The following is a 12,781-nucleotide window of genomic DNA, read 5'->3' as shown; positions in this document are numbered from 1 at the left end:
GTTTGAGCGAGAAAACTGGTGCCGCCGTGCAGCGGAAGTAACATTCATTCATGCAGGCCACAGCAAGGTTCGAACGTCCAATTGACAGGTCGCGGGACATTTGATCTTTCGCTGAGCTTTTCGATACCAGATTTTGAACAATAGCGGCCACCAAATGTGAAGAGCCGCGGACAACAACAGTTATCCATGAAGAGTGTTCCCGATGACCAAGTCCTGTTTCGACCAGCGAAACTACAATAAGAATACAATGATCGCGTACAAAAATGCGTTCTTGCAGGAACTCCCGTCATGGTTGGTTTCCAACAATCACTGAGCTACAGGTGAGAGAGCCTGCCATTTCTTTCGGTAGGCCGAGGCGGAGATACCGACGCGCTTTCGGAATGCCGAGCGGAAGCTCGATGGTTCGGAATAGCCGACATCCGCGGCGATCTCGTCGATCGGCGTGGTGGTGGTTTCCAGTAACTGCTTCGCTTCTTCGACCCGAAGGGTCTGAATATACTCGACAGGTGCCTGACCGGTCGCTTTCTTGAACCGACGGTGAAATCCGCGCTCCGTCATGCCACTTCGTTCCGCCATGGCTGCAACCGGGCTTGGCGTGTCGTAGTGCTGCGCCGCCCAAACCTGTGCATCTGCGATCAACTGGTCCTTGTGCTGGCGCGAGGTGGTCAGCGATGCATAAATCAATTGCCCATCAAGGTGCGGATCGATCAGATATATCTTTGCGATCCTGCGCGCTTCCTCGGTGCCCGCGAAACGCCCGATCAGATAGAGCATGAGGTCTTCCCAGGCCGACATTCCGCCGGCAGTGATGACGCGATGACCCTCACCTGTCGGCACAAGGATGCGTTCGCGACAGACGTTTACTTCGGGGAAATCCCGGCCCAGCATGTCGGCATAGCCCCAATGGGTCGTCGCTTCCTTCCCGTCGAGTAAGCCGGCCATACCAAGAAGCACCGCACCGGAACAGACTGAGGCGACGATGGCGCCGCGCGCATGGGCATCGCCGATCCATTTGGCGATAGATGCGAAATCGTCGGGCAGTCCGGTTTCCGGAGAGAACAAAAGATCGGGCACGATGATCAGGTCGGGGACGGGTGCTTCTTCCACCATCGCGTCCGGTGTGATCTTGCGCCCGTTGACGTCCCAATATGGTGCCCCGTCCAGAGTCCGCAAACTGATATCAAAAACCGGTTCCGCCGCCGGGATGCCATGCAGCATGGCCCAGTCACGCCCGACCGAGGCCAACACGTCCAGGATCGAGAACACCACTGAGGATCCGGCAAGATGCGATCCGATAACAGCAGTATTGATGCTCATTTATGCCTCCCGACCACTGAGTTGGTCCGAAAAGGACCGCTTTAGTCTTTTTTACTCCTATCTCGACTCGCCAGTTAAGTCCATCTCCTTGCCCATCACCTCGGCCGATCAGGCCAATAATTTGTTAGCAAGGATAAATTGATGACCATTCAAAACCAAATCGCGGTCTTCCACACTGACGTGACCCGCAGCTACCTCGCCGACCCGCGCACCTACCTGACCGACGGCGGTTTCGAAACCTCCATGTTGTTCCTGGAAGGGTTCGACTTACCGGCCTTCGCTGCCTGCGTCCTGCTCGAAGACGACGTTGCCCGTGCGGCGATGGACCGGTATTTCGACCGCTTTCTCGCGATGGCCGAGACTGCCGGAACCGGCTTTGTCCTCGACACCAATACCTGGCGCTCGGGGACGCATTGGGCCGGCGCGGTCGGCCGTTCGCCGGCCCAAATGCAGGACCTCACCCGCGAGGCTGTCAGGTTCGCCGTGGCGATCCGGGATCGGTGGCAAGATCGCGTTTCACCGATCCTGCTCAATGGCGTGATCGGACCCGCCGGCGACGCCTATGACAGCACGCTCGCCCTGGATGCGGCCACAGCAGAGGCAATCCACGCGCCGCAGATCACGTTGCTCGCGACATGCGGGGTTGATCTGGTCAGCGCCCTGACCTTCGGTAGCCTGCCGGAGGCAATCGGGCTCGCCCGTGCAAGTGTGAAAGCGGGAGTACCGGTTGCGATCTCCTTTACGGTGGAGACCGACGGACGCTTGCCGGACGGAACGCCGCTCGAGCGTGCCGTGCTCGAGACGGATGCGGCAACCGAGGAAGCACCGCTCTACTACATGATTAACTGCGCACATCCCGAGCACTTTCGCGACGTTCTGACCGATGAAGTCTGGTGCCACCGCATCCGAGGTGTCCGCGCGAACGCATCGCGGCTGAGCCATTCGGAACTCGACGAGGCAGAGACCCTGGACGACGGCGACCCCGAAGAATTCGGAGCGCTCCATGCCGATCTCTCTCGAAAGCTTCCGACGCTGAAAGTCGTCGGCGGGTGCTGCGGCACGGATCACCGCCATGTCGGCTGCATGGCGGACGCCATGCTTCTCCCGACCGCGGACTGACTTCCTCCCTGAGTCTCCGCCCGCAGGGAACCGATCTTGATCGGCCATTGCGGGCAAGGCCCAGGCGCTGCGCGCCGCGTGGAAGCCGCCGAGGAATACCCGACGGATATCGGGTTTGCATCGGTCCAGACGCCTCGGCTGCCGCACGAACCCTGAACGCATACTTCATCGCCCGCCTCTGAGCGCGCCTAAAGAAAGGACAAATGACATGACTGCTGTTTTGACAAATGTCGGCACTGGCCGCCGTTGGCTCTCGAGTTTTGCCGAAGTCGTCACCGGATTGATAGCGAATACCAGGGAGCGGCAACGCCTTCGCCGTGAGAAGAGAGCACTGTCCCGACTTCCAAATCACCTGCTCCGTGACGTTGGGCTTGAGCAGTATGCGGAGCCGCCCAATCCCATCATCCGTCACCGGTTCTTGTAGTCGGGATTACCGATCTCCAACCCCAACAGCTTGAGGCGCGTTCTTTGCGCTTTGTCTGTGACCTTTGTTGTTCAACTCAACCCAGAAAAGGAAATACCATGATAAGATCAACTCTCTCTGCAATTGCCCTGATGGCGACGGCGGCCACCCCTGCCTTCGCGGGCGACACGCCGATGTCCTTCGACGTGGCCGAAGACATGAGCCGCTTCGTTTTTGCACCTGCCCCTGTCTTTGATGATGGCACGCCTGCCTATGGCAATGCGTTCATCACTCAAGGCTACATCTACGAGGACGGCACACTCGACAGCGGGGTCGAAGGCACGCTGCCCGACGGCAGCCCGGCCTTTCCAGACAAGGTGATCGGTCGCTGGACCTGTGACGGGTATTTCGTCGGTGACGGGATGCGCACGCAAACCGGTGCGGTGGTCATCACCCGGCAGGTTTTTGAGTTCGACAACGGGGACATCCTGATCAACCAGGGTGCTGAGTTGGTGGACGTCAATGTGAAGGCCCCGCGTGTCATCACCGGCGGTACCGGCGCTTTCGCCGGGATGTCGGGCGAGATGACGCAGGTTCTGCTGGGCATGTCCGAGGGCTACGGCGTGCGGCTTCTGATTGACGTCAAGCCTGAGGAACACGCGGCGCTGTCGCAAACGGACATCGACTAACGACACTGGAAGATAACGAGAGCTTTCGCCGCCCCTGCGCGGCGAAAGCACCCTACCGAGGACGCGCTCATGAGATCCCCGATGACTATCGCCTTGCTTCTGACCACCTGCATCGGTGCACATGCCGCCGATCTGCCAAACCCGCTGGAGGACCGGGATTTTCTATGGAACGGAACGCCCAGCCCGAAGCTTTACGAGTTAGGCCGAAGCCTGTTCTTCGATCCCATTCTGTCCGGCAATCAGAACATCGCCTGCGCGACCTGCCACGATCCGGCGCGCGGAACAGGTGATGGTGTTTCTTTGTCCATCGGCGAAGGCGGCAGCGGCTTTGGTCCCGAACGTGTCACACAGGATGGCGTGATCGGACGTGTCCCTCGCAATGCGCAACCGCTCTATAACATCGGTGCGCGGGCCTATACGTCCATGTTTCATGACGGGCGACTTGAGCTTGACCACATGGGTGGATTTCCAAGCCGCCTCAGAAGCCCGGCCAAGGAGCAATTGCCCGAGGGTCTGGACAACGCCCTGACAGCGCAGGCCATGTTTCCGGTCCTTTCCGTTGTTGAGATGGCTGGCCAGCCCGGCGAAAACCCGGTTGCCGACACAGTTTCAAAACGAGATTTCACGGGGGCATGGCGCGTTCTGGCCGACCGGCTGGCCGCAAACCCTGGCTATGCCCAGCAATTCGTGACGGCTTTCGACGATGTCGAGACCGCAGAAGATATCCGGTTTGATCACGCGGCCACGGCGATTGCCGCGTTTGAAACAGTAGCCTTCCGGTCTGACTGGAGTCGGTTCGATGCGCGTATTGCGGGCTGGCAGATGACTGCGACGGAAGAAGCCGGGCTGGAGCTGTTTTACGGCAAGGCTGGATGCAGCTCCTGTCACAGCGGCCCCTTGCTGACGGATCACGAGTTTCACGCAATCGCGGTTCCACAGATCGGCCCCGGCAAAGATCAGGGATCAGACGGCAGCTATGCAGCGCATTCCGGTCACCCGCATCGGGTCGAGGACCAAGGCCGCTTCAACGTAACCGGTGATGAGGCCGACCTGTTTGCGTTCCGTACTCCGTCGCTGAGGAATGTCTCACTCACCGGGCCGTGGGGGCATAACGGCGCCTTTGCCTCCCTTGAGGATATGGTGCGTCACCATCTCGATGCGGTGGCATCGCTGGCGCGCTACACTCCAGCAGAGCTTCCACCGCTTGATACCGTGATCCAGCCAGTGCGGAGCAGAACCGGCGTCAGCTACCAGGCCCTCAACCCGATGCAACGCGTCGCCTATGATCTGCGAGACATCTGGGTGCACAGCTCGGAACGGCTGAGGGGCAGGATCGCCAGCGCCAACACGCTGGCGCCGGTGGACCTGTCAGATGAAGAGGTGTCGAGCATCCTTGCGTTTCTGGAAACGCTCACCGACCCGACGGCGATTGATCGTTCGTTTCTCGTGCCGCTGACTGTCCCATCCGGTCTGCCACCGCAACCTGCCCCTACGCAGTGAAAATGCGGGCGATGCCACGTCTTGCCTCGAACAAACCCGACCGCTCTCGGGCGCCAACGCAAAAGGACCAAGACATGACTATGATTTCAACTAGAGCTGGTGCGCAACAACACCTAACGAATGACCATTTTGCCGCCTTCGCCAAGTGGATCAAAGGCGCCTCGGAAAGACGGCGCAAGCGGCGCGACATGTACGCATTTGAGCGACTGCCTGACCACCTGTTGCGCGACATCGGGTTCGAACGGATCGCGTGACAACACGCACCGATGATCCGGCCCGGGTCTCGGTAGCGACCACATTCCAAATGCCCGCGGTGCTCCGCGCCATCGGCGCTCCAGAACAAAGGAATATCCGATGCACCGTCTTCTTATCCTCCTCTACGCTGTCGCGGCCTATGCGGCCTTCATGGCCGTGTTTCTCTGGTTCGCGGCGTTCCTGCTTGATCTCGACACGATTCGCAGTGCCAGGCTTGGCTTGCCAATCCCACTTGCAGCAGGCTTCGATATTGCTCTGGTCGCGCTCTTCGGGCTGGTGCATAGCGTCATGGCACGTCCCGGATTCAAGCGGCTCTGGACAAGGATTGTCCCACAGGCTGCCGAGCGGTCTACCTATGTGCTGCAGTCGTCGATCCTGCTCGGCGCAATCATCTACTACTGGCAGCCGATTGCGGGCATCGTTTGGTCTGTCGAAGGTATCTTAGCCACTGCGCTCCACGCAGTATTCTTTGGCGGAATTGCGTTGATCGTCCTGTCGACTTTCGCGCTCGATCATTTCGAATTCACCGGATTGCGCCAAGCTTGGAGCAATCTGCGTGGGTATAGACTCGCGGTGCCCGAGTTCCGAACGCCGTGGCTCTACCGGGTCGTCCGTCATCCGCTGCAATTGGGCCTGGTCTTGATGATTTTCTGCAGGCCCACAATGACTGTGGACGGCTTGCTTCTGGCCGGCGTCATGCTCACCTACATCCTGATCGGCCTCACCTATGAAGAGCGGGATCTGGTGCGAGATTTCGGCGCCGACTATCGGGACTACCAAAAACACGTGCCGAAGTTGCTTCCGCGATTGGCCCGGTCCCGAGGTGCCGGGCCTAATCAGCGGCCTTTGTGAGCATGCAAAACCCCGCCACCCCTCACGACAACAAGAGTTAGACATATGAATTATCTCACAATCCGCGCCCGAGCCGATGGCACCTCGTTTCTCACGAATGAAACGTGGCCGCTGCACGAGGGCGATTTCACGCCACCTTCACCCCCAGGCTATCGCACAACCGAAACGATCGGGGCGCGTGGAGTCCTGATGATGCATCATCCCGCCGGATATCGGGACGAATGGCATTGCGCGCCCGCACCGGTCCTCGGAACCGTCCTAACCGGCTCCGTCCAGATCCTGACCAGCGACGGCGATGCCCGTGTCCTGTCACCCGGTGATCAGTTTGTTGCGACGGACCTGAGCGGCAAAGGGCACAAGATGGAGGCGATGGATGGAGGATCCTACGATCTGGCATTGGTTGTCCTCGATGGTTCTCCCGCCATGCTGAACGAGCGAGAGTCGAAATGAAGCTCTATTTCATGCCCGGCGCCTGCTCGCTGGCGCCCCACATCGCGCTTTGCGAAGCCGGTCTGCCGTACAGCCTTGTCGAAGTCGACTACCGGTCGCGACTGACAGAGTGCGGATGTGATTTCCGTAAGATTAATCCCAAAAGCTATGTTCCGGCGCTGGTTCTGGAGAATGGCAAGGTGCTGACCGAAGTTCCGGTGCTCCTGCAATTCGTGGATGCACAGGCACCGGATGCGGGGCTTTTGCCCACGTCGGGTATGCAGCGGTGGCGGGCACTGGAATGGCTGAATTTCATTGCGACTGAGCTTCACAAGAGTTTCAGTCCGCTTTTCCGGCCAACGACGCCCGAAGTCTTCCTGAAGCCGGGCAGAGACCATCTGACCCGACGCATGACTGTGATCGAGCATCATCTGCGCGAGCACCAATATCTGATGGGGAGCTACTTCTCGCTGGCCGATGTCTATTTGTTCGCCGTCTGCCATTGGATGGGAGATCAGGACTTGTCCATCGCCGATTGGCCGGCATTGCAACAGCACTTTGATGACATCCAGGCCCGGCCAGCTGTCGGGAAGGCTTTAGCCCGAGAGGGGTTGACGAGAACTGCCGTGGTGCCCGACCAGCTCACAGATGGTGATCGGACCGAGCAACTTTGCCATAGCCGTCGCATGCAACCTCGGTGCAGGAGGCAGGCATGATCACTCGTTCGGCGGGCCTCCGGGCTGACCGGAGAGCCCTGTATCGGGAAATGCAGCGCTCAATTCCCGGTCTCGACGCAATGTATCTCCTGGTGCACGCCCTGGTCACCAGCCACGCCAGCGATGCACCGCATGTCCTGGTCGTCGGGGCCGGGGGTGGCAGGGAGATCGAAGCACTTGGCGGTTGCAACGTGGTCGGCCGGATTACCGCGATCGATCCATCGGTCCGGAACCTCGATACGGCGCGGGACACCGCGGGAGCCTTGGGCACATCGCTCGACATTCGGTTCGTCGTCGGACCCGTCGATGATCTGCCAGCCGGTGAGGTCTATGATGTCGTCACGTCGTTTCTGGTGATGCACCACCTGCGGGACGATGGTGCCAAGCTTGAATTTCTAAAGAACCTTCGGGAGAGGCTCGCCCCCGGTGGCTGCTTGATCCATGCCGACGTTTGCTTCGATGAAATTGAAGACTTCGACCGGTTGGTCCCGATGTATCTGGCGCACGCAGACATCGTCGGTGTCTCCGCCGACGCCACGCGTATGGAGCTGGACGCGATCCCCCAATTGCCGGTGATATCGGGAAGTCGCACCCGCGCGCTCTTTGCCGAAGCGGGCCTGGTCGAGCCGTTCGAGATTTTCCGCAGTCTCTGGTACAGATGCTGGACCAGCAGCCGAGCCCCGCAATGATTAAGCCAGTGCGCTGTAAATGAAGGAGACTACACCATGCCCGAATTGCCGGTTCTGCTGACCTACATCGCCGTTCTGACGGGGTTCGTCTTTTTTCCTGGTCCGTCGATCCTGCTCACGCTTACCCGGTCATCGACCTCTGGAATACGCGTCGGCGTCGCAACAAGCCTTGGCATCGGGCTGGGGGACCTCTTCCATACGGCCATGGCGATTGTCGGGATCTCTGCGATCCTGCTGACTTCGGCGCAGGCGTTTACCCTGATCAAGCTAATCGGGGCAGGATACTTGATCTATATCGGCCTGCGCTCCCTATTCGAGGGCCGCCGTCGCAAGACTTCCGAAGCCGCACCGCCGATTTCGACAGGTCAGGCATTCCGACAAGCCTGCCTCGCTGAGATCCTGAATCCAAAATCCGCGATGTTCTTCCTCGCCTTCCTACCGCAATTCGTCGATCCGGGCCTCGGGCAGATTGCATTGCAACTCACGATTTTCGGATTGCTCTTCGTGCTCATGGGCACGCTGGCGACTCTGATAGCGGCTGTCGCGGCTGGCCATGTTGGCCGGTTTCTCCGGCAACATCCGGCAGTTCAGCGCTGGCAATCGAAAGTCGCGGGATGCATCTACTGTGCACTTGGGATCAGGCTGGCGTTACAGGAGCGCTGACCGGCTGGAATTTCCGCTCACCAACATCGCAACTAAAGGTGAATAAAATGCAACAGATCATTTACGACGTCGCCGTCTCAATCGACGGATATATTTCCGGGCCCGGCGGTGACATCTCGCAGTTTGCCCAGGAAGGCGCGGTGGTCGAAGACTATTCAGCCCGTCTCGAAACTTACGCGACCGCGATCATGGGCCGGGCAACCTATGAGTTCGGATATCGCTTCGGCATGCAGCCGGGCCAGAACCCCTATGCGCACATGGAAACGATTGTCCTTTCGAAGTCGCTCGACCTGCCGGATGGCGCGGAGGTCACAGTGCAGAGATCCAGCGACGCCGAGGCAATCGACGCCATAAGAGCCCAATCCAGCGGGCCGATATACCTCTGTGGCGGAGGTGCACTCGCCGGATCGCTTCTTTCCATGGGACGCCTCGAGGTCCTTCGACTGAAACGCGCACCTATCGTTCTCGGGGACGGCGTCCCGTTGTTCGGAGGGACCAGAGTGTCGCCACGCCTTGAACACACCGAGACACGGGACTATTGCGACGGATACTTGTTTCAGGAATTCCGGGTTCGCCACCAAGTGTGAGCTACCTGATCGGAAGATCCGGAAACCGGTTCGGGGCGGACGTTTGCACCATTCAACACGAAATCCGTCCGTTGCGCTAGCCGTGGCTGGTGGCGTCGCTGTGCGGAGTCGGCTATAGTGCGCCGCACTGGCCTTTTTGTCGAACTCTTGCAAGCCCAATATGGAGAGACCGAAATGAACCGGAGCACCATTGCGGCCGCTGGGGCGGCCCTGGCACTGATCGCTACGGCGGCAGTAGCGCAGGATCACGATGCGCTCGGTATCCAGGGTTTGTCCGACGCTGAAGTCGAAAGCATCAAGTCCATCATCGTGATACAGACGCGGTATCTCGAAGAACGGAAGATTCACGAATTCGCCAACACGTTCACGGAAACGGCTGTGCTAATGCCGGTAAATCATCCACGGGTCATCGGCCGCGATAACATCGTGGCGTTCGTGAAAAAGAACATGTCGGAAGGCGCTAGGGTCACCTACACGGACTGGGATGTTGCCGGTCGGGACGATCTCGCTGTCATAACGAACAACGCGACGATCACGTCGAACCGCTCAGGTGCCATACCCAAGGTGATCGATCAGATTGTCGTCCTAAGACGCAACGAAGACAGCGGGTGGCAGGTCCAAACAGCGATATGGGCAATGCCCTGACTGCAGCACGTTCACGGTCATAATCGGCCGCGCATCGTGCTGGGTACGATGTCAGCTTCTCTAATCGGGCGTTTGATCCGGATATCTTCGATCATCCGCTCACGCAGCGTGTGTGAGCCCCATGGCGGCCATTGTGATTTCGTGCTGCGCGCGCTCGCAGCGGCGAATATTCTGCGCAAGCACGAAATTCCATGACGCGGTGCGGCGGCGATTTTGGCCATTCGTGCATCAAGCAGCAATTTTTAAGGGGTGAATTTACAGGTCGCGGACGAAGGATAAATTCGCTGCGTTTGCACCAAGGTCTGCAATGTTCGAGTAACCGGCCGCAAATGTGCGGCCGGTCTTTCGATTTTACCGATCCTTGAGGGTTTTTTCAGTTCGGTTCCGCTTCTCCGGCAGGTTGGGACGTTCAGCTGGTCTCACCAAATCCTAATGGTACTGGCAGATCAGGCAAGGCTGCAGCACGTTTTTGCAAGGCCCGTCCGATAACCACGCGGCTGATTTCCGTCGTCCCGTCCACGATCCGCAGCATTTGCGCGAGGCGGGACAAACGGTCCAGACCATAAGGCTGCAACAGCCCCATACCGCCCAACACTTGCGTACAGGTGTTCGCAGCCTTCACCGCTGCATCTGGAACAAACCGTTTGGCATGGGCGGCCATCAGAGGGCCTTCGGGTGTGCCAAGGGATTCTGCCGCCTTTCGATAAAGCAGCTTGGAGGCTTCAAGATCGGTTGCAACCTCGCCCAGCATCCACTGGATTCCGTCCAGATCGAGGTTCTGGCCGCCAAACATCTTGCGGTTCCTGGAATAGGACAGAGCCGTATCCAAGGCAGCTTGCATCAATCCACAGCATCCTGACGCAATCGACACACGGGCGATATCGATCGCCATGAGCGAGCCTTGCAAGCCCTGACCGATCGGCAGGATGATGTTGTCTTCGCTCACCACCACCTTGTCCATGTACATCTCGGCCAGAGGCAGGAAGTTGTAGGATGGGGTATCGTAGAGCGGACCAAAGCTGAGGCCCGGGGTGTCGGCCGGGATGGCGATCATCGCCATATCCTTGTGGCCGGGTGCATCACTGGTTTTGACCACGGTGAAATAGATATCAGCCTCGGTCGCCAAGCTGACCCATGCCTTCGCACCGCTGATCGTCCAAGTGCCGTCATCATTGATCACGGCCCGCGAATACATGTTTGTTGCGTCCGACCCCGATTGCGGTTCGGTCAGTGCAAAGTTCGCCAGCTTGCGGCCCGAGGTCAGATCCCGCGCCCATTTTTCCTTGAAGGTATCTGTGCCATAGCCGCAGCCCGCGAAGGTACAGATATTATGCATCGACAGGGCAAAGGCATAAGCGCCGTCCCCCAGCCCCAGTTGTTCATAGACCTGAATGCCCTCTGCCAGCGGCAAGCCCTGCCCGCCAAACTCTTCGGGGGCATAGAGCCCCGTCAGGCCAGCGGCCCCGGCCTTGTCCGAGGCCTCGCGCGGCCATGTCTTTGCGGCGTTCCAGGCGTCCACATTGGGCAGGATGACCTGCTCGGCGTGGTCGCGTGCGGCTTGGAGTATGGTGGCGAGTTTGTCTGACATTGGTCGGTCCTTTTGTGAGCGGCTCCTTTCACATGACGCCACACTTCAGCACCTGCTGAGCAGGCAGCGGGTCAAGCTTCTAGAGGAGAACTAGGTGAGAACGCTTTGTATTGCGCAAGATTTAGCAGGAGAGACTTCTTCGCTCTATCTCGCGTGGTGACAGGGTATTGTCCAAAAGTGACAAAAAGCGCGTCTCAGATATTCGTCTTGCGGTACGAACTGGGGGTGCTGCCGGTCCAGCGTTGAAAGGCCCGGTGGAAATTGGCAGCCGAGGAAAAGCCGACATCATGTGCGATGGCCTCAACGCTTTTGCGCCCCGCCTGCAGGTCGCGGATCGCGATGTCGCGCCGCAGGGCATCCTTTATGGCCTGAAACGACGTCCCATCCGCCTGCAGCCTGCGGATCAGGGTGCGCGGGGTCATGTGCATCGCGGATGCAGTCCGAGTCAGGGTCGCCGCCTCCCAACCCGTTTGACCCAGATATGTGCGCACCCGCAGCGATTGTGTGTGTTCACGCGAAGAGGTGAAGATCCAGTCCCGGGGCGCGTTTTGCAAAAACCGATCAAGATCAGATGTGCTGCGCGCCTGCACACGGCCCAGTGCATTCGGATCGAACGAGATCGCGGTGGCGGGCTGGCCAAACTGAAAGGGTGCGGGAAAGATGATCGCGTAATCCTGATCAAACGCTGGGCGATCAAATGCGAAATCGACGCCTCTGACCGGCACCTCGTGCCCGGCCAGCCAGGACATAAGCCCATGCGCCAGCTTAAGGATCAGCATATGCCCAAAGCGCTGAACCGGCACATCGCCTTGTGGTTTCAGGGTAAGCACCAACGCACCTTCAGCGTCATCCAGATCAAACTGATAATCATCCAACAGCAAGTTCCAGAAGGTCGAAAACCGGTAGAGTGCAGATGCAAGAGACGTGGCCTCTCTGACAGTCGTCAGAAGGTGTTGTAGGGCCCTTGGCCGGACGGGTCTGCTCCAAAGCCCCATCATCTCATCACCGGTCTCAACTGCGGCAAGTTGATAGAGGCAAACGATCTGATCCAGCGTGACGCGACCATTCGGCGAGCGCGTATCCGCGTTCAGACCGGACCGGCTAAGCAGCGCCGCCATCTGCGCCTCTGGGCACAGGGCACGCAGCGCCGCCAGCCAGTCATCGACAAACTGGCTGGAAACCGTGGAAAGGATCGTTGGCGTGACATTGGTCATAACGCCTCAGGAGGTATCACCAATTCCGGTCGACATGAAACGCAGGCTTGCAGATGGTGGCTTTCGCAGATGACTGAATGTCAATGTCTCAACCAGATAACGCTCTGCTTGAACT

General features: G+C 59.0%; 15 protein-coding genes. 12 read left to right on the top strand and 3 right to left on the bottom strand.

The window, feature by feature from the left end:
• Positions 1–306: 306 nt before the first annotated feature.
• Entirely contained in the window at positions 307–1,317 is a 1,011-nt protein-coding gene (locus ACR0KC_RS14675) for a GlxA family transcriptional regulator (RefSeq protein WP_480791256.1), read from the bottom strand.
• A 141-nt stretch (positions 1,318–1,458) separates the two neighbouring features.
• On the opposite strand from ACR0KC_RS14675, the gene ACR0KC_RS14670 reads away from it, so the two are divergent.
• The 12 genes from ACR0KC_RS14670 (at position 1,459) to ACR0KC_RS14615 (ending at position 9,864) form a co-directional block, all read left to right on the top strand.
• Complete coding sequence (locus ACR0KC_RS14670; protein WP_480791257.1) at positions 1,459–2,436, top strand: homocysteine S-methyltransferase family protein; 978 nt, start codon at positions 1,459–1,461, stop codon at positions 2,434–2,436.
• A gap of 208 nt (positions 2,437–2,644) precedes the next feature.
• A complete protein-coding gene (locus tag ACR0KC_RS14665) occupies positions 2,645–2,860 on the top strand; it encodes a YjiS-like domain-containing protein (RefSeq protein WP_480791258.1) in 216 nt (71 codons plus the stop codon).
• Positions 2,861–2,958: 98 nt separating this feature from the next.
• On the top strand, positions 2,959–3,528 hold the full coding sequence (locus ACR0KC_RS14660; RefSeq protein WP_480791259.1) for a hypothetical protein: 570 nt from the start codon (positions 2,959–2,961) through the stop codon (positions 3,526–3,528).
• Between the two features lie 81 nt (positions 3,529–3,609).
• Positions 3,610–5,028, top strand: coding sequence for a cytochrome-c peroxidase (locus ACR0KC_RS14655; RefSeq protein WP_480791260.1), 1,419 nt, complete (start codon positions 3,610–3,612; stop codon positions 5,026–5,028).
• Positions 5,029–5,102: 74 nt separating this feature from the next.
• A complete protein-coding gene (locus ACR0KC_RS14650; RefSeq protein WP_480791261.1) occupies positions 5,103–5,282 on the top strand; it encodes a hypothetical protein in 180 nt (59 codons plus the stop codon).
• Between the two features lie 100 nt (positions 5,283–5,382).
• Entirely contained in the window at positions 5,383–6,135 is a 753-nt protein-coding gene (locus ACR0KC_RS14645; protein ID WP_480791262.1) for a methyltransferase family protein, read from the top strand.
• 45 nt (positions 6,136–6,180) lie between these two features.
• Positions 6,181–6,585 (top strand): cupin domain-containing protein, encoded by a 405-nt coding sequence (locus tag ACR0KC_RS14640; RefSeq protein WP_480791263.1) that lies wholly within the window; start codon positions 6,181–6,183, stop codon positions 6,583–6,585.
• Positions 6,582–7,280, top strand: coding sequence for a glutathione transferase GstA (gene gstA / locus ACR0KC_RS14635; protein WP_480791264.1), 699 nt, complete (start codon positions 6,582–6,584; stop codon positions 7,278–7,280). The genes ACR0KC_RS14640 and gstA overlap by 4 nt, the downstream gene beginning before the upstream one ends.
• On the top strand, positions 7,277–7,969 hold the full coding sequence (locus tag ACR0KC_RS14630) for a class I SAM-dependent methyltransferase (protein WP_480791265.1): 693 nt from the start codon (positions 7,277–7,279) through the stop codon (positions 7,967–7,969). The genes gstA and ACR0KC_RS14630 overlap by 4 nt, the downstream gene beginning before the upstream one ends.
• 36 nt (positions 7,970–8,005) lie before the next feature.
• Positions 8,006–8,632: a LysE family translocator gene (locus ACR0KC_RS14625; protein WP_480791266.1), complete on the top strand. Its 627-nt coding sequence runs from the start codon at positions 8,006–8,008 to the stop codon at positions 8,630–8,632.
• 47 nt (positions 8,633–8,679) lie between these two features.
• Positions 8,680–9,219, top strand: a complete 540-nt coding sequence (locus tag ACR0KC_RS14620) for a dihydrofolate reductase family protein (protein ID WP_480791267.1) — start codon at positions 8,680–8,682, stop codon at positions 9,217–9,219.
• Positions 9,220–9,393: 174 nt separating this feature from the next.
• Positions 9,394–9,864: a YybH family protein gene (locus ACR0KC_RS14615; protein WP_480791268.1), complete on the top strand. Its 471-nt coding sequence runs from the start codon at positions 9,394–9,396 to the stop codon at positions 9,862–9,864.
• Positions 9,865–10,273: 409 nt separating this feature from the next.
• Here ACR0KC_RS14615 and ACR0KC_RS14610 read toward each other — a convergent pair whose 3' ends face one another.
• Both ACR0KC_RS14610 and ACR0KC_RS14605 read right to left on the bottom strand, forming a co-directional pair.
• A complete protein-coding gene (locus ACR0KC_RS14610) occupies positions 10,274–11,452 on the bottom strand; it encodes an acyl-CoA dehydrogenase family protein (protein WP_170512747.1) in 1,179 nt (392 codons plus the stop codon).
• 194 nt (positions 11,453–11,646) lie between these two features.
• Positions 11,647–12,666 carry an AraC family transcriptional regulator gene (locus ACR0KC_RS14605; RefSeq protein WP_170512745.1) on the bottom strand — a complete coding sequence of 340 codons (1,020 nt, stop codon included), beginning with the start codon at positions 12,664–12,666 and terminating at the stop codon, positions 11,647–11,649.
• Between the last annotated feature and the right edge of the window lie 115 nt (positions 12,667–12,781).

The sequence above is a fragment of the Ruegeria sp. CF3 genome, assembly GCF_056537365.1.
Note: the sequence above shows the minus strand (reverse complement) of the source record. Positions and strands in the feature narration are given on the sequence as shown.